Source organism: Pseudomonas sp. P5_152, assembly GCF_033989915.1.
GTDB lineage: Bacteria > Pseudomonadota > Gammaproteobacteria > Pseudomonadales > Pseudomonadaceae > Aquipseudomonas.
This window is the reverse complement of sequence record NZ_JASFAH010000002.1, coordinates 4,571,263-4,588,232: the sequence shown is the minus strand read 5'-3', so window position 1 is coordinate 4,588,232 and position 16,970 is coordinate 4,571,263. Positions and strand designations below refer to the sequence as shown.

17 protein-coding genes and 1 pseudogene are annotated in these 16,970 nt (G+C 55.6%); 4 read left to right on the top strand and 14 right to left on the bottom strand.

Annotated features, from left to right (window positions below; translation table 11 throughout):
- Positions 1–179: 179 nt before the first annotated feature.
- The 10 genes and pseudogenes from QMK50_RS20795 to QMK50_RS20750 form a co-directional block, all read right to left on the bottom strand.
- Entirely contained in the window at positions 180–1,187 is a 1,008-nt protein-coding gene (locus QMK50_RS20795) for a serine/threonine-protein kinase (protein WP_320333855.1), read from the bottom strand.
- On the bottom strand, positions 1,184–1,909 hold the full coding sequence (locus QMK50_RS20790; protein WP_159998746.1) for a PP2C family protein-serine/threonine phosphatase: 726 nt from the start codon (positions 1,907–1,909) through the stop codon (positions 1,184–1,186). Before QMK50_RS20790 ends, QMK50_RS20795 begins: the two co-directional genes overlap by 4 nt.
- Positions 1,910–1,911: 2 nt before the next feature.
- Positions 1,912–5,439: a type VI secretion system membrane subunit TssM gene (gene tssM, locus QMK50_RS20785; RefSeq protein ID WP_320333854.1), complete on the bottom strand. Its 3,528-nt coding sequence runs from the start codon at positions 5,437–5,439 to the stop codon at positions 1,912–1,914.
- 13 nt (positions 5,440–5,452) lie between these two features.
- On the bottom strand, positions 5,453–6,328 hold the full coding sequence (icmH, locus tag QMK50_RS20780) for a type IVB secretion system protein IcmH/DotU (RefSeq protein WP_095171722.1): 876 nt from the start codon (positions 6,326–6,328) through the stop codon (positions 5,453–5,455).
- A 5-nt stretch (positions 6,329–6,333) separates the two neighbouring features.
- Positions 6,334–7,665 (bottom strand): type VI secretion system baseplate subunit TssK, encoded by a 1,332-nt coding sequence (gene tssK, locus QMK50_RS20775; RefSeq protein WP_320333853.1) that lies wholly within the window; start codon positions 7,663–7,665, stop codon positions 6,334–6,336.
- A 2-nt stretch (positions 7,666–7,667) separates the two neighbouring features.
- Positions 7,668–8,168 carry a type VI secretion system lipoprotein TssJ gene (tssJ, locus tag QMK50_RS20770; RefSeq protein WP_320333852.1) on the bottom strand — a complete coding sequence of 167 codons (501 nt, stop codon included), beginning with the start codon at positions 8,166–8,168 and terminating at the stop codon, positions 7,668–7,670.
- A 5-nt stretch (positions 8,169–8,173) separates the two neighbouring features.
- Complete coding sequence (gene tagH, locus QMK50_RS20765; protein WP_320333851.1) at positions 8,174–9,370, bottom strand: type VI secretion system-associated FHA domain protein TagH; 1,197 nt, start codon at positions 9,368–9,370, stop codon at positions 8,174–8,176.
- A gap of 17 nt (positions 9,371–9,387) precedes the next feature.
- Positions 9,388–9,528 (bottom strand): type VI secretion protein, encoded by a 141-nt coding sequence (locus QMK50_RS20760; protein ID WP_159994257.1) that lies wholly within the window; start codon positions 9,526–9,528, stop codon positions 9,388–9,390.
- Between the two features lie 87 nt (positions 9,529–9,615).
- Positions 9,616–9,813 (bottom strand): helix-turn-helix domain-containing protein, encoded by a 198-nt coding sequence (locus tag QMK50_RS20755; RefSeq protein WP_320334534.1) that lies wholly within the window; start codon positions 9,811–9,813, stop codon positions 9,616–9,618.
- A 201-nt stretch (positions 9,814–10,014) separates the two neighbouring features.
- Positions 10,015–10,743 (bottom strand): annotated as a pseudogene (locus tag QMK50_RS20750) (AAA family ATPase); the annotation flags it as partial.
- A 3-nt stretch (positions 10,744–10,746) separates the two neighbouring features.
- Here QMK50_RS20750 and QMK50_RS20745 point away from each other — a divergent pair.
- Complete coding sequence (locus tag QMK50_RS20745; RefSeq protein ID WP_320333850.1) at positions 10,747–11,754, top strand: hypothetical protein; 1,008 nt, start codon at positions 10,747–10,749, stop codon at positions 11,752–11,754.
- 54 nt (positions 11,755–11,808) lie between these two features.
- Here the strand turns inward: QMK50_RS20745 and QMK50_RS20740 are convergent, their stop codons facing one another.
- Positions 11,809–12,801 carry a formylglycine-generating enzyme family protein gene (locus QMK50_RS20740; RefSeq protein WP_320333849.1) on the bottom strand — a complete coding sequence of 331 codons (993 nt, stop codon included), beginning with the start codon at positions 12,799–12,801 and terminating at the stop codon, positions 11,809–11,811.
- Between the two features lie 337 nt (positions 12,802–13,138).
- Between QMK50_RS20740 and QMK50_RS20735 the strand changes: the two genes are divergently transcribed.
- The gene (locus QMK50_RS20735) at positions 13,139–13,579 is read left to right on the top strand and encodes a hypothetical protein (RefSeq protein ID WP_320333848.1); all 441 of its coding nucleotides are present in this window, start codon (positions 13,139–13,141) and stop codon (positions 13,577–13,579) included.
- Between the two features lie 92 nt (positions 13,580–13,671).
- On the opposite strand, the gene QMK50_RS20730 is transcribed toward QMK50_RS20735, so the two are convergent.
- A complete protein-coding gene (locus QMK50_RS20730; RefSeq protein ID WP_320333847.1) occupies positions 13,672–14,673 on the bottom strand; it encodes a formylglycine-generating enzyme family protein in 1,002 nt (333 codons plus the stop codon).
- Positions 14,674–14,789: 116 nt separating this feature from the next.
- Here QMK50_RS20730 and QMK50_RS20725 point away from each other — a divergent pair, with 116 nt between their 5' ends.
- Positions 14,790–14,945, top strand: coding sequence for a hypothetical protein (locus QMK50_RS20725; RefSeq protein WP_320333846.1), 156 nt, complete (start codon positions 14,790–14,792; stop codon positions 14,943–14,945).
- A 350-nt stretch (positions 14,946–15,295) separates the two neighbouring features.
- Positions 15,296–15,493 (top strand): hypothetical protein, encoded by a 198-nt coding sequence (locus tag QMK50_RS20720; protein WP_320333845.1) that lies wholly within the window; start codon positions 15,296–15,298, stop codon positions 15,491–15,493.
- A 52-nt stretch (positions 15,494–15,545) separates the two neighbouring features.
- Here QMK50_RS20720 and QMK50_RS20715 read toward each other — a convergent pair whose 3' ends face one another.
- Positions 15,546–15,911, bottom strand: coding sequence for a formylglycine-generating enzyme family protein (locus QMK50_RS20715; protein ID WP_320333844.1), 366 nt, complete (start codon positions 15,909–15,911; stop codon positions 15,546–15,548).
- Positions 15,911–16,546, bottom strand: coding sequence for a formylglycine-generating enzyme family protein (locus QMK50_RS20710; protein WP_320333843.1), 636 nt, complete (start codon positions 16,544–16,546; stop codon positions 15,911–15,913). Before QMK50_RS20710 ends, QMK50_RS20715 begins: the two co-directional genes overlap by 1 nt.
- Positions 16,547–16,970 lie beyond the last annotated feature (424 nt).

The window sequence follows — 16,970 nt, the reverse complement described above, 5'->3', positions numbered from 1 at the left end:
GATCGTTGCTCGGTCCTACAATGCGTTGGCAGGCTGTGCCAGGAGGCTTCGCGGTCGGGTCAGGCGGGCCAGGGGTTTGAATCGCCCCGTGAAGTCTTGGAGTTCTACCGAGACCTGACGGAACGCTCGGGTTATGAGCTGGAAACCGAAGCTCGACAAGGAAGTAATGCATCACGTAGTCATCCGTTACGCCAATGCATCAAGCGTTGCAGCCAAGACGAAGTGACAGCGAAAGCGTCACGCAATTGTTTGGCAGTGATCGTTCGGTCCGCCACATCGAAAGCCAATGCCGTTCGCAGGGCTGGCCAGCAGTGTTTCGGTAAGTGATGAGGTGTACGCAACTCGCGCTCCAGATGCTCATTGCGTGCCCGGGTCGAGGGCAAACGACGGAACGGGGGCTTGCCTTCCGCCAATTCGTAGATCACACAAGCCACGCCGTACACGTCGGCACTGGCCGACAGCGCTTGGCCGTCGAGCAATTCTGGCGCGGCGTAGCCCGGCGTCCAGCCATTGAAGCGCTCGCGACTCAAGTGCGGCAGGCCGGGCAGGATGCCCTTCTCCGCTTGACCGAGACCGAAGTCAAACAGGCGAACGCCTTCTTCGCTGAGCATCACGTTGCTTGGCTTCATATCACCATGCAACACGCCGCGAGCATGGGAGTAGGCCAGTGCATCGAGCAGCGGCAGCACGATGTCGCGTAATTCCTCCCACGGCAGGCCTTGGGGGCGCTCGCAGAGTAAGTTATCCAGGGTCAATCCACGCATGAACTCCATGGTGACGAAGGCACGCTGGCAGTCAGTGTCCACCTCAAAAGTGTGCAAACGCAGCACGTTGTCGTGCCGCAGGCGCCGGGTCAGGGCGAACTCGTTGTAGAGCAACGCACTGGCGTCCGGCGACTCGGAAAATTCTTCGCTGAGAACTTTCAGCGCGACGTAAGGGTCGGGTTCGCCGAACTGTTCGCTCAGCAAGTCTCGTGCACGGTAAACCGCGCCCATGCCACCGGCACCGAGCAAGCGCTCGATGCGGTAACGGCCTGCCAGCACATCGGGTATTTCACCAATGGTAGCCCTGGTTGGCGCTAGCACGGCTTCAGCCTTGTACGACTTGGCGAACGCAAAGTAGGTCAGGTTGCTGTCCTGCGCCTCGCTCTCCAGCAGGTCGTCGATCGGTCGCATGTGTTCAGTCATTGCCGGATCACTACAGCTGTCAGGTTGTCTCGGGCCGAGCCACGCAGTGCGCCGTTAAACAAACGATCCAGCGCAACCTGCGGCGCGGTCAGGCTCAAGGCGTCGCCGAGTGCATCGCTGCCGAGTCCTTGGTACAGGCCATCGCTGCAGAGCAAGAACGCATCGCCGGGACAGATCTCAAGCTCCAGCACATCCAGGGTCAATTGCTCCGCAGCCCCGACCGCTCGGGTCAAGGCATATGCGGCAGGATGGGCCTTGGCCTGTTCGACGCTCATTTGCTGTTCGTCGATCAGTTGTTGTTGCAGTGAATGGTCCTTGGAGAGCTGATACAAACGCTGGCCGCGCCACAGGTAGCAACGGCTATCGCCGGCCCAGATACAGGCCGCACGATTGCCTTCCACCAGCAACGCCACCACGGTGCTGCCTATGATGCTGTCGTGGCGCCCGGCGGTGACGGTCAACTCCTGACCCAAACGACGGTTGAGCCAGTGCAGGCACTGGCGAATGCCTTTGAGTCGTTCGTCGAAATCATCCTGCACTGGCAGTTCCGCCAGGCTGGCGACGATCAACTGGCTGGCGATATCGCCCCGCTGATGACCGCCCATGCCGTCCGCAACCACCCACAACCCCTGCTGTGGGGCGTCCAGAAAAGCATCTTCGTTGCGCGCCCGAACCTTGCCGGCATCGGTGCGTGCTGCGCTGCGCCAGGGGCCGGCCACCAGCGTCAAAGCTGCACCGGCATGCGGAAGGTACGCAGCACGCCCATGTCGAACGGATTTGGCGTGCGCTGGCTGGTCAGCAAGTAGTTGGCGCGCAGGCCTCCTACGTCAGCCTTGAGCACCAGTACGTCACGGCCGGTCAGGTATTCGGTCTGCATCAAATCAAACAGACGGAACAACGACCAAGGGCCGGTGTTCTTCTCGATACCCAGCGGGCGGCCGACCATTTTGTCGAGCACCAGGCTGGTACGCCCGTCTTCAGCGTCGGTTGGCCATTTGAACGACACCGGTACTATCGGGCCATGACGGTATTCGATGGTCTTGTCGCCAAACTTGAACTCGGAACGGCTGACAGCCGGGTCGAGGGTGTAAGGCTCCAGTTTGAACTGCACCTGAGGTTCGGCTGGGTTATCGGCGAAGAAGCTCTGGCGGATCACGAGCGCGGCGGCCATCTGATCAAGGTAGACCTTGGAGATCGGTAGACTGTGACCATCGACACTGCGCATGCGGTAGTTACCCGGATCACCGCTGACAAACGGACGCAGGTAGCTGTCGAAGAAGCGGTCGACAATCCCCCGGGCCTTGAAAAACTCGCGGAAATCGCTGATCGCTACGTCGCTGGCGCTGTGGGCGCTGAACGGATAGCGCTTGCTGATCGCCTTGCCGTAGAAGCTATACAGTTCACTCTGATAGCGCTGATTCAGATATCGATAAGAATCGCTGAGTACCAGACGCCAGGTGTCTTCAGCCAATACGTTGAACCACACACTCACCGGGCGCGGCAGACGGCCCGACGCATTGCGCAAGTTGCTCAGCGCATCACGCTGGCCACCCATACGGGTCTTGGCCATTTCGAACGCGGCTTGCTCTGGTGAACTGGCACGAGCCAGGCTGGCCATCTGCATTTGCAGGTCATTGAGGGCGGTCAGGGCCGGGATCAGGTCAGCGGTTGGGCCGTTGTTGTCATCCAGCAAGCGGTGCAGCGACTCAAAGCGACTTTGCAGGGACTTCTTCGCGGTGTCCGGCAATTTTTTCACCAAGGTGTCAGCCGCCTTGCCGGCCGCGGTGACCGCTAGTTTTCCGAGCTTACCGCCCTTATCTGCCAGTTTCCCTGCCGCATCGGCGGCGTCATCTACCGTGTCAGCGACCACTGGGAATCGGGTGTTTTCACGCACTTCCACTAGCAGTTGCAGGATCGGCGAGTTGGCAGATGTCAGGCCCGCCAATTGCTCGGCGCCGTCACTAAAGTCGTTGATGGCCGGCAGCGCGATCCGGCCCACCGCCTCACCCCAGTAGTTGGCGTAGTCACGAAAATAAAGCTGCTCGAGTTCGACCATCAGGCGACGTAAGTCCATACCACTGATACTCGAGCCTTCACCCAGTACCCAGTTGTCACTCAGGATATCGGTAACCAGCATCGAGCCCTTAACCGAAAAATACTGCTGATAGCCCTGTTGGGTGTAGAACCCCGGGATCACGTAATCGGTGCCAACAAACAGCGGCCCCTGTGGGCCAAGATGTTGGCTCAAACGGTATTCCGGCAGGTTACGGGCCTGCTCGCGCAGCATCCGATATACCACGTTAGCCAGGGACTCACTGCGTAAAACCTGACGCGCCTGAGCCACCAACTGATCATTAAGCGGATAGATAAACGGCTGTTGTAGCAAGCGCTCGAAGTGGCTGTTCAAGCCGTTTTGCACAGTGGTGTTGCCGGTGTATCGCTGGGACCATTCGGTGGCAACCCAGTCCTTGAGCCATGGCCCGTCGCGGCGATCCTTCATATTCAACATCAGGTACGCACGCAGGCTATTGAGCAGGCGTTCGCGGTCCTTCATATTGGCGCGAATCTGCCCTTCTAGCAGGGTCGCGACCCGTGGTAATAGCTGTCCTTCAAGCTCACGTTCATAGGCAGTCTTAACCATCGGATTAACGTCTTCACCTTGATACAGACCTCCACGCTCGTAGTAACCCACATCGCCTTTTTTTGGGAACACCTGAGTAGCCGCGTAGCGGGTGTCGAGGGTCTTGAGCACCGCCATGGAGTCATCACGGGTGGTGAGGGTCGAGCTCTGTTGGCTCCAGGTTTGTGCCAGGTTACGCAGGCTTTCCAGGCGCTCGTAGTTCGCGGAGAAACCGCCCGCCCAGAGCATGCCCAATAGCGTCAGTGCGGCCAGTGCGCCCACGTACAGTGCACGCTGGCCCCAGTGGATGCGGCTGCGTTCGCGTTTGTCCAGGCCTGCAAGATCGGCCTCAGGGAAAATTACCCGACTGAGTAAATGGTGGATGAAGCGCGAATGGCCACTGCGCAGCGTCGGCAAAACGCCGGCGTTCATGCCCAGGTTGGCACCGATACCTGCGGTGGTTGCGTCCATTTCCTCAGTCAGATGCGGTGCGCTGGTCAAGTAGAAACCGCGCAACTGGCTTACACGCTGGTAGCGGTTTCCGGTGAACGCCATATCGACGAACAGGCACAGACGCTCGCCGATTTTCCCCAGTCGATGCGGGAAGTCGAGGATGCGGCCACGGCGCTGGGTATCACGCTCCTGGTACATGCGCATGATCACCTGGCTGTTGAGGCGATGCAGCAACGCTTCGAACTCAGTGCGCAGCACCGTCACATCAGTGCCGCTCTGATCCTTGCGGAAACTGGTACCGAGCACCTGATCGCTTTCTTCGCGAGTCAATTGGTCGAAGAACTCATCGAAACCAAGCAGGCGATCAGCCTTGCTCAATACAAGGTAAATCGGCACATCGACGTGCAATTTCTGATGCACATCTTGCAAGCGCGCACGCACTTGGCGGGCCAGGGTTTCAAGCTCCCGTTCACTGCCGCCCAACAGGGTTTCCACCGGGATGGTCACCAGTACACCGTTCAGCGGACGATTGCGGCGACGCTTGCGCAGCAGGTCGAGCAACGTGCTCCAGGCACTGCCATCGACGTCGGCATCTGGCTGGGTCAAGTAACGGCCAGCGGTGTCGATCAGCACGCCGTGATCGGCAAAATACCAGTCACAGTGACGGGTGCCGAGGGTATCGCGGGTCAGTTTTCGATCAATCTTGTTGATCGGAAACTCAAGCCCCGAGAAGTCCAGCAAGCTGGTTTTTCCACTGCCTTGCGGACCAATCAGCACGTACCTCGGCAAATCACTGCGCCAGCGTTCGCTGCGACCACGATACAGGCTCGACGTCTTCAGGGTTTTCAGCGCGTCTTTGAAACGCGTCCTTAACTCTTTCTGGTCTTCGTCGATCTGTTCTTCGCGGCGGATACGATCCTGGCCGTACTCCGTGTCTTCTATGGCTTTTTTGCGAACACCCGCGCGCCAACTGACAAAGACCATGGTCAGGCCCCAGAACAGGAACAGCACACTGATGGTCAGCAAGCGGGAGGTCGAGCCTTCCAAAAACTTGTAGTCATCAACCGCCAGCAGCGGCCCGGCGAACCACACCAACAGCGCGACAAACAGCACCAGCAGCAGCGTCCAGACCCAGGTCTTGCGCAAGAATTCACCGACTTTCTTGAAAAGCTTTTTCATCACGCGTCCCTGTTTACGGCTGCGACTGCGGCTGGGCCGCTGCCGGATCAAACGACTGATAAGGCTGCAGAACGGTATCGCGTTGCTCGCCCAGTACCCAGGCGAAGCCCGAATACATCACCACTAGGCAAACAAAGGTGAACAGCACCACCATCCACGCCGGCACGATACGTACCAGGCTGCGGCGCTGATCGCTCAGGCCTTCCCAGTGCGGTGATAACTCGCGTGGTACATCACCGCGCAACTGGCGGATCTGGCGATACAAGGCGTCGCGGATGCCGTCGAGTTCGAGCATGCCGCGGGCCTGTACGCGGTACTTGCCCTCGAAGCCCAAAGACAGGCACAGGTACATCAACTCCAGCATCGGCAGGTGCTTGACCGGATTTTTCGACAGCCGATCAAGCAACTGGAAAAATTTCTCACCACCGAAGGTTTCGTTGTGAAAGCTGCTGAGCAGGCTCATTTGCGACCACTCGCTTTCGTTACCCCACGGCGTGGTGACGACAGCTTCGTCAGCCACGGTGCAGAGCACGTAACGGGCAGCCATCACCTGGCTGCTTTCTACGCCATTGTGCAAGGCGCTGACTTCAAATAATTTCAGCCCGGTGGTCAGTCGCTCGTTGAGAACAAGCAAGTCTTCGCGGGTGCTGCTGTGCTTGAGCCGCACTACTTCAGACAATAATTCTGAGGCAGCAGCCACCAGCGAGTTCAGACTGATATTGAACGCTTCGGCCGGGCGCAAGCGCGCAGCGTAGATCATGCGTTTTTCAAGCTGCTCGAAGCGTGGAGGCGCAGCAAAGTCCGTCATCGGACTCGACGCCGGGCCGTGGCCCTGACGGTCGAGCAGGACGGTTCTATCGTCCTGGCTGTATTCCGTATTCTTGATCATGTCGGTCAGTTCCTGATGGCCCAGAATTTCAGTTCAAGCTCGGCGAATTCGCCGGACACGTGGAACGCGAAACCGCCGGAGCGTTCGAGTTGCGCCAAGTCTTCGGAGCTGAGTTCGAGAATGAAGTAGGTTTTGTTGGAGTGGAACGCAATCTGCCGCGGGGCCACAGGCAACGGTTTGACCTTGATGCCTGGCAGGTGCAGGTTGACCAGTTGACGGATACGCTCCACCGGGCCGACCTTGAGGTGCGCCGGTAAGCGATGGCGCAGTTCTTCGGAATCGCAGTTGGCACTCGCCGCCAGTACAAACGAGGCAGAACCTAGTAGTTTGTGGTCGTGCAATGGCGAGACGATGATCCCGTATTGACGTGCTTGCAACTCCAACTCAATGGCGTGCTGTTCCAGCACCATCGACAACACCTGACGGATCGCGTCCATCAATTTACGGAAGCTTGCACCCTGATCGCTGTGCTGGTAACGACTGTCCAGACGAGGACGTTTGCTTTCGCTGGAGAATGTCGCCAGATCGCCGAGCATGGTCAGCAGCGTGCGGTACAACTCTTCCGGATGCACCTGTTCCAGGCTGAGGTAGTGACGCAGCAGTAGTTCGGTACGGTTGATCAGTTGAAGCATCATAAAGTCGCCGACTTCTGCGCCACCCACCTTGCCATTGGAACGGATCCGGTCAGCAATGGCGTCCCCGCGGTTGCCGAGCATGCTAATTACTTCCTTAAGGCACGACAGCAAGTAGCTGGAGGCGTGCGCCTGGATGTAGGTGGGTACGAATTCCGGGTCGAGGCTGATTACGCCGTCCGGCGTGGTATCGAGTACTTCGCAGATTTTCAGCTTCACGTACGCCTGATCGCTTTGCTGCTCGCCAAGCAATAGCTTGAAGTCCGGGCGGGCGCAACTGACCTGGCTGGCGGAGTCGTCGCCTGCGTTGGAGTCGGCTACTTCCGCTTCGTACGCGGTATAGCGCGCCAGCACGTCGGACTGCTCCGGCCGACGGGACTCGATGTGGTTGCCGGTGACCAGCGGCAACGCCAGATAGATTGGCGTGTTGCCGGTGTTCGGTGGCACGTCCAGGGCCAACGGCTCGGTGTTACCACCCAACTCGAACAGGCTACCGTCCGGCAGAATCCCCGATGCCTGACTAATCACCAGTTTGCCCATGTTGAGGAACTGCAAGTCGATGTCCAGGTTGAGGAAGCCCCAGATGTAGCTGCCCAGCAATTGGGTGCGGGTCTTCATCTGGTGGTCGTAGTAGCGATCGTTGTGCTGGAAGTGCTGCGGACGCAGCAACATGCCTTCCTGCCAAATGACTTTATGGGAGTTCATGGTCAGTCAGCCGCCTTGACTAGCAATTCATGGGTGTTGCGAATGCCGCTCTGGTCGAGCGTCAGGTCGGCGTCGGTGACTTCCTCCGGGGCGACTTGCAGGGTGTAGCGCCATTTGGTATCCGGCAGGTCCCGGTAGGCGGCGAGGACACCGACATAGCGGCTACCCTCCTCGACATTGAGCTTGAATTCGACGGTTTCTCCCGGACGCAACTCAAGCTCCTCGGTCGCAACCATATCGGGAGCCAGGGATTCCTTGGCGCGCTCGTACAGGCTGAAAAAATCCGCGTTCTCGAACGCCACCGGGTGCTTGAGTTCAAACAGGCGTACGACAATCGGCGACGGGCGACCGTTGAGATCCGGGTTCAACTGGTCGCTGGCCGTCAACTTCAGGTTGAGTTTGGTGACGTGCGAATACGGCGATAGCGTTGAGCAACCGCCCAGCAGTACCAAGGTGGTCAGCGCAGTCAGCGCCTTAAAAAAAACAATCGGGCGGCGAGACATGCGCATCATCCTTGGTGGTCGGTGTGAAGGGTGGAAATCAGGCGGATCTGTTCTTCGTAGGCCTGGGCGAAGTCACGGGCCAACAAGCGCTCGCTCCAGTCATCGTCCTGACGCAGGGCCTGGTGATAACGACCGTAAGCCCTCCAGCGACTGCCGGAGGTGGCGAGCAACGGTTTGTTGTCTCGCTCGAAACGCAGGGTGAGCTGTTGCGGCGAGAAGTGCTCCAAGGTGCTGCGAACGGCGGCGCGGCTGGCCGTCAGCAAGGCCACCTGATGCGCCTGTAAATCGCGAAACGCACGAGATATAGCCTGTTCAGGCGGTAACTGCCCTGGCCTGTTCGGCTGCAACAGAATGCCCAGCGCTTCACCGGCATCAACGGCAAATTTCAGCGGATTCTTGTGGGGGCCTTGCACGGTGGTCTGGGCCAGGCGCAATTCGTTTTTCAGTTCGCTGCGGGTGCGTAGGCTCTGCTGCAAACCGCCGATGCTCTGCTTGAGCAGGCGCGCGGCGTTCAGCGCCAGGGCTTCGCGAGCGTCGTGGTCGAGGCCTTTGAGGTCCACGCCCAACGCCGCGCCGAAGTGCTCCCAGAACCCTTCGCTCTGACGTTCGACCGCTTTCGGCGGCGGGGCTGGCGCAGGCTCTGCCGGGGCGGCGATCAGCTCCGGCACCATCAGGCTTTCCATGTCGATGCGCGCGTAGTCGGCGCGTTGACGTGTGTCGTGTGATGCGTTGTTTGGCGAAATGAGTTCGTCGATTTCCGAATACACACGCTCTTGCTGATCGAGTGCGTTCAGCGGGTCGAGGTCGAGGAACGCATCATCAGGAATGATACTGCCAGCGGCTTGCGGACGACCGACCTCCACATCGCAAGTCGCCAGGGCGTGAACTAGCCGTGCACGGATCTCGAAATCACCCAGCACGTATACGCTGCCGTGCTCGATACGTACCGTATCGCCCTTGTGCAAGCGTGCGCCGCTGGTACTATTCTGGATTCCGTTGCTGCTGGTATCGGTCAGGAAAAACGTGCCCTCGCGGTAGCTGATCAACGCGTGATAGTTGGACAGGTGACGCTTGCGGTCCGGAATTATCCAGTCGCAATCTTCCCCCCGACCAATCACGCCGCCGGCCTGTTTGAAGGTCTTCTGGCACAGCTGCGTAGGTACGAACTGCTTGGTGTTCAGCATTTCGAAAACCAGTTCCATGGTGATGCTCCTTGCGGTCACTTGCCGCGATTGACCGACTGCGGATCACCCAAGGGGCGATAGGTGTTGTCGTTGTATTTGTAATTGCCGCTGCAGCCACCGAGGCCACATAGAACGACAACTGTCAGAAGGACGGCTTGCCAGTGACGAATAGACATCAGAGGGTCTCCAGGGACGGCACAAAGCACCAGCCCTTACGGTTGAGGCTGTTAAAAAAGGACGGATTGAAATCGAGCGTGTTTGGCCTACACATCGACATTTCCCACATTGATGTTCAGGCGCCTTAGGCGGTAGAGGAATGTGCGCCGTGGCAGGCCGAGTTCGCGAGCGGAGAGGGTCTGATTACCGTCGTTTTTACGCAGGCAATCGATCAGCAAGTTGCGCTCAATTCGTTCCAGCCGTTCGCGCAAGTTCAGATTTTCGAGTTCAGGTATGGCGTCCATACGCAGGGAGAAGTGCTCCTCCAGCAACTCATTGCCCTCGCAGAGCAGCACCGCACGCTCGACCAAACCCTTGAGTTCACGCACGTTGCCGGGGAATGCGTAACGGCCCAAAAGATCCAGCACTTCGTTGGACCAACTCACCTCATCACGCTGCAAGAACGTACAGGCCTTGTTGGCGAAGTGTCGTGCCAAGTCGAGAATGTCGTCTTGGGTGCAGCGCTCGGCCAGGTGGTCGACGAGGTGCTGTGAATAAGTGAAGTCGAGTTGACGACGGTTCAGGCGCTCGCCCAAACGATCGAGTTTGATTTCGATCAGTTCGCGTAGCACCTGCCCCCCGACCGGGTAATAGGGCACCACACGCATCCGCGCCAACAGTGCCGGTTTGAAGTGCTTGCTCAGCACCGGGCGAATGGTTTGTTCGAGGACTTCAGCCGATGGCCGTGCGCCGTTTTCGCAGAGTTCGCTGATGTGGTCGCTGCCCAGGTTAGAGGTCATCAAAATCAGCGTATTGCGAAAATCGATCTCGCGCCCTTCGCCGTCGTTGGCTACGCCCTTGTCAAAGATTTGGTAAAAGAGGTTGAGCACGTCCGGGTCGGCCTTCTCGACTTCATCGAGCAGCACGACGGAATACGGTTTCTGGCGCACCGCTTCGGTGAGCATGCCGCCCTCGCCATAGCCGACGTAGCCTGGTGGCGCACCGATCAGGCGCGAAACGGTATGTTTCTCCTGGAATTCGGACATGTTGATGGTGGTGATGAAACGATCACCGCCGTACAACAAATCAGCGAGGGCCAATGCCGTTTCGGTCTTGCCGACGCCACTTGGGCCAACCAGCAGGAACACCCCCACGGGCGCATCGGGCTTGTTCAGGCCGGCGGCGGTAGCGCGCATCGAGCGATCAAGGGCGTGAACGGCTTGTTCCTGACTCCGACAATGGAAGTCGGTCGTAGTGGCAATATCGGCGTCAAGTGCGAGGCCTTTGCTGGTGCTCAAGCCGGTGGCGCCCTGAGCGGTGCCTTTGAGTGGGTTGAGCCGGATAAACAAGGGACGGGGAAATCCGTCGTCGGCCAGGCAAACGCCAATAGCAATTGGGCCAAGCTGGCCGAAGTCAAGGTTGAGGGTAATGCTGCGGTGGGTATTGGTGCCGCCGGTGAATTTGGTATCAGTATCGCGAATAACCGGCTGGCATTTAGCTGCAAAGGCTCGCTGGTATTTGGTCCTGGTGCCGGTGGTGGGTTTGGTACGGTGGTGGACCTTGAGCAGGTGGGAAAGCTGACGTTGCTGTTTTGTAATGTCTTAGCGGATATAGACTACAGGCACCTGTCGGGGGTGACGAAGGAAGCTTTTAGCTATATGGCATCAGGGCTGTATCAGGTGGCGACCTCTCCGGTGAAAAAGACCATTGAGGGGTTTGAGTTAGGGCGCGGAGAAATGCTTGCTTGGTGGGAAGATCGACAAGCCACGAAGATAGAAGCTGAAGCACTAGCCGATTATCTCATTCATCATAAGACAGATAAGATCATGCGGATTCGGGACCAAGACGTTCCACTGAGCGTGTTGCCGCCTGAAACCATTGGTCCCATGGTCTACCTGCTAACAGAAGGAGTTATCGCCAGAGGGATTGGTAGCTTCAACGAAAAGCAGGAAAAGGCCTTGGTCATTCTTCTGTCCGAAGTTCGTCGCTGGCGGCAATTTATTGAAGTGCTGGAGCATTGTTCACTCGACGCGACAAAGGTCAATGCCACGGAGAGTTTGGAGCGAATTAACGCCTTGCTTAACGGCCATGAACAAGACCAATTCAATCGTTTCATTGACAGTTTGGCGATTAACCAGACCTCCGATACTACAGTCCGATTGGCCTGGAACCCCAGCAATGCTTGGCGTAAGGAGAATGTGCTGGTGGCCGCACAGCGCAGTGGCCGGTTTGATGGTTTGGGATGATGTTGAAGGACCACAAGGGCGCTTGAGAGCGCCTTTGTTGTCTTATGGAGTGCTTCAAAGTGGTTGATTGGATTGGATTGCGCAGCGGAAACTTGTACCGGGTAAATGCCGGCTTCTTGTAGGCTCATTAGGGAATCGTCGAACAGTACTGGCCGTGAGCAAAGGATCTTCGCCTGCATTAGTGCCTCGACGGATTCGTTCCGTTCCGGTAGCCGGGCCCTGAGGGTTTTCCAATGGCGAGTGGCGGTAATAGTCTTTATCGTACCAGTCGTTTACCCAGTCGGTAGCGTTGCCTGACATGTTATAGAGTCCTAGCGGATTAGGAACGAAACTGTCTACAGCAAATGTGCGTCCCTTTCCTTGGAGAGGAAAATTGCGTCCGTAGTTTAAACTGCCATTGTCAGTAGGAAATACCACATGCTGGCCTCGGCTGCGGGCGGCATACTCCCACTGGGCTTCCGTAGGCAAATCCACAGGGTAACCACTCAGTTTTCCTACCCAGACGCAATAATCCTTGGCTTCTTGCCAGCTTTGAGTAGCAGCTGGTAAGTCAGGTTGATAGCGGAACTGTAAATTCTCTCGCTTACGTAGCTCCGCATCAAACAACGGTTTGCCCTGAACAATAAAGAACAAATCGAAATCGGCCAGTGTTGTTTGAAATTTTGACAGGGAGTAACTGCTCAGCTTAACGGGATGAACGAATTTATTATCAACGCCCATACTGATCGGTCCCATTCGGTCCGGGTCTACGCCGCATGGCCAGTCGCACATATTTGCCGGGTCGTCGTCATGCGGCCAACCAAAATCCCCCATCTGGAACTCGCCACCTTCGACAAACACCATATTGTCCAGTGATTGCACCACGGTATTCAGCAACTTGCCGCGAACCTCTGTGGAAAGCTTTGGGTATTTTTGCTCAATGGTCGCAGCGATCTGGGCGACTTTATCCGGCGAGAGCTTCTGGCTTTTCGGCAGTGAGGAGGATTGCGCTTGGCAGCCTGTTAGCAGCAGTAAAGTGCAAAGGGGTAGTAAAACGCGCCCGACCATTGAAATATCCTTATACGTGCTAACTGAAAGTTCAAATCTTATCATTATTCATGCAAGGTAAAAACTTGAAATACCCGCACCCTATCTACCAAAATACCTTACCCTAAAAAATACAGATGTACGAACAACCCTTTATACAGCACCAAAAATAAACAGATTTATTTAGCTGATTTTTCTGAGAACACCCTGCCCGTTTACGATGCGCCCACCGACCAAAACCAAACCGCCACTATGCGCAAGAAGTTGCACAATCAGCTGCTGATAACTCTGTGAACAAACATTACAGTGCGCGCACTTAAAAACTCACAAAGAAGTGCGCAAGTAGCCGCACAGCACTGTGCAACTTGTTGAGGCGGAAGCGCCGGCCAATTATCTAATCGTTCATGAGAAAGATAGAATCATCCGGGTTCGAAAGCAGGATGTACCTCTGAGCGTGTTGCCGCCGGAAACCATTGGTCCCATGGTCTACCTGCTGACAGAGGGTGTTATCGCCAGGGAGATTGGTAGCCTCAACGAAAGACAGGAGAAGGCCCTCTTCATTCTGCTGTCCGAGGTACGTCGCTGGCGGCAGTTTATCGAAGTGTTGGAACATTGTTCCCTTGACGGGACAAAGGTCAAGGCCATGGCGAGTTTGGAGCGGATTAACGCCTTGCTATTGGACACGAACAAGACCAGTTCAATCGTTTTATTGACAATTTGGCAATTAATCAGACTTCCGATAGTACATTCCGATTGGCCTGGACCCCCAGCAATGCCTGGCGCAAGGAGAAAGTGCTGATGGCCGCCCAGTACAGCGGCCGGTTTGATGGTTTGGCCTAAACGCTGAGCAAATAATGATGACGCATTGATAGCGCCCTCATTGTTTCTACTCTATAGCGACTGATCGGATTGAATAGCACAGCGGAAGCTAAAGCCAGGAGCATGCCGTTTTCTTACAGGTTCGTATGCCCACCGCCTTACTGTACTCGCGCTGAGCAATGGGTCTTCTGGATAATTCGAACCCCTTAGAACCCGAAGTGTGCCTTTCTCGGGGCCGGTCGGATTCTCAAGCGGTGAGTGGCGATAATAGTCTTTGTCATACCAGTCATTGACCCAGTCGGTGGCATTCCCGGACAGGTTGTAAATCCCCAAGGGGTTGGGGACAAAGCTATCAACTGCAAAGGTGAGGCGCTCACCTTTACCCGATGCAGGAAAATTGCGTCCGTAGTTTAAACTGCCATTGTCGGTGGAGAACGCCACATGTTGCCCGCGATTGCGTGCTGCATATTCCCACTGAGCCTCTGTGGGCAGATCCACTGGAAAACCACTGAGCGTCCCCAACCAACCGCAGTAATCTTTGGCTTCTTGCCAGCTTTGGACAGGCGCTGGCAGCTTGGGCGCGTAGAGTTTGATCTTTAAATTTTCTCGCTCACGATATTCCGCATCAAACAACGGCTTGCCCTGAGCGATAAAAAACAAATCGAAATCGCCCAGTGTTGTCTGGAATTTTGACAGGGAGTAACTGCTCAGCTTGACTGGATGGACGAAGTCGTCATCACCGTCCATGCTGATATGCCCCATCCGTTCCGGGTCCACACCGCATGGCCAGTCGCACATATTTGTAGGGTCATCGTCATAAGGCCAGCCAAAATCTCCCATCTGGAATTCACCACCCTCGACAAACACCATGTTATCCAATGACTGCACTACGGTGCTCAGTAGCTTGCCACGAACCTCGGTGGAGAGTTTTGGATATTTCTGCTCAATGGTCGCAGCGATCTGGGCGACTTTATCCGGCGAGAGCTTCTGGCTTTCTGGCAATGGGGAAGTTTGCGCTTGACAGCCTGTAAGTAGCAGCAAAGTGCAAAGAGGTAGTAAAACGCGCCCAACCATTGAAATATCCTTATCCGTGCTAACTGAAAGTTCAAATCTTAACATTATTCATGCAAGGTAAAAACTTGAAATACCCGCACCCTATCTACCAAAATACCTTACCCTAAAAAATACAGATGTACGAACAATCCTTTATACAGCACCAAAAACAAACAGATTATTTAGCTGATTTTTCTGAGAACACCCTGCCCGCTTACGATGCGCCCACCGACCAAAACCAAACCGCCACTATGCGCAAGAAGCTGCACAATCAGCTGCTGATAACTCTGTGAACAAACATTACAGTGCGCGCACTTAAAAACTCACAAAGAAGTGCGCAAGTAGCCGCACAGCACTGTGCAACTTGTTGAGGCGGAAGCGCCGGCCAATTATCTAATCGTTCATGAGAAAGATAGAATCATCCGGGTTCGAAAGCAGGATGTACCTCTGAGCGTGTTGCCGCCAGAAACCATTGCTCCCATGGTCTACCTGCTGACAGAGGGTGTTATCGCCAGGGGCGATTGGTAGCTTCAACGAAAGACAGGAGAAGGCTCTCGTCATTCTTCTGTCCGAGGTACGTCGCTGGCGGCAATTTATCGAAGTGTTGGAGCATTGCTCCCTCGACGGGACAAAGGTCAAGGCCATGGCGAGTTTGGAGCGGATTAACGCCTTGCTTAATGGACATGAACAAGACCAGTTCAATCGTTTTATTGACAGTTTAGCGATTAATCAGACTTCCGATACTACAGGCCGATTGGCCTGGAGCCCCAGCAATGCTTGGCGTAAGGAGAATGTGCTGATGGCCGCACAAAACAGTGGCAGGTTTAATGGTTTGGCATAAGCGATGAGCGAATAATGAGGGCGCAGCTATAGCTGCCCTCATTATTTTTTATCTATATCGGATGATCGGATTGAATAGCACAGCGGAAGCTATAGCCTGGGACATGTTGTTTTCTTACAGGTTCCTCTGCCCACCGTCGTACGGTACTCGCGCTGAGCAATGGGTCTTCACCATACCCAGAACCTCTAAGAACCCGAAGTGCGCCTTTCTCGGGGCCGATAGGGTTTATCAGTGGTGAAACTCGGTAATAGTCTTTGTCGTACCAATCATTGACCCAGTCGGTGGCATTTCCGGATAGGTTGTAAATCCCCAAAGGGTTTGGGACAAAGCTATCAACCGCAAAGGTAAGGCGTTTACCTTTACCTGACGCGGGAAAGTTACGCCCGTAGTTCAAGTTCCCATTGTCGGTGGAGAACATTACATGCTGGCCACGATGCGGGCGGCATATTCCCACTGGGCCTCCGTGGGCAGATCCACGGGGAAACCGCTTAGTTCCCCTAACCAACCGCAATAGTCTTTCGCTTCTTGCCAGCTTTGGACCGGCGCTGGCAGCTTGGGCGCGTAAAGCTTTTCCTTTAACTCTTCTCGCTTGCGATATTCTGCATCAAACAACGGTTTGCCCTGAGCAATAAAGAACAGATCGAAATCTCCGAGTGTCGTCTGGAATTTTGACAGGGAATAGCTGGTCAGCTTAACGGGATGAACAAAGTCATCATCACCGTGCATGCTGATGCGCCCCATCCGCTCCGGTTCCACACCGCATGGCCAGTCGCACATATTTGCCGGGTCATCGTCATACGGCCAACCAAAATCCCCCATCTGGAACTCGCCACCTTCGACAAACACCATGTTATCCATTGACTGCACTACGGTATTCAGTATCTTGCCACGAACCTCGGTGGAGAGTTTTGGGTATTTCTGCTCAATGGTCGCAGCGATCTGGGCGACTTTATCCGGCGAGAGCTTCTGGCTTTTTGGCAGTGAGGAGGATTGCGCTTGGCAGCCTGTTAGCAGCAGTAAAGTGCAAAGGGGTAGTAAAACGCGCTCGACCATTGAAATGTCCTTATACGTGCTAACTGAAAGTTCAAATCTTATCATTATTCATGCAAGGTAAAAACTTGAAATACCCGCACCCTATCTACCAGAATACCTTACCCTAAAAAATACAGATGTACGAACAACCCTTTATACAGCACCAAAAATAAACAGATTTATTTAGCTGATTTTTCTGAGAACACCCTGCCCGCTTACGATGCGCCCACCGACCAAAACCAAACCGTCACTATGCGCAAGAAGTTGCACAATCAGCTGCTGATAACTCTGTGAACAAACATTACAGTACACGCACTTAAAAACTCACAGACTAGTGCGCAATAAGTTGCGCAGCATCGCGTAACTTATTGCGCGCCTTTATTGATAATTGCGGCGACGATGACCGAGCGATAGCAGCCATTACGGGGGGGCATACCGCAGATGC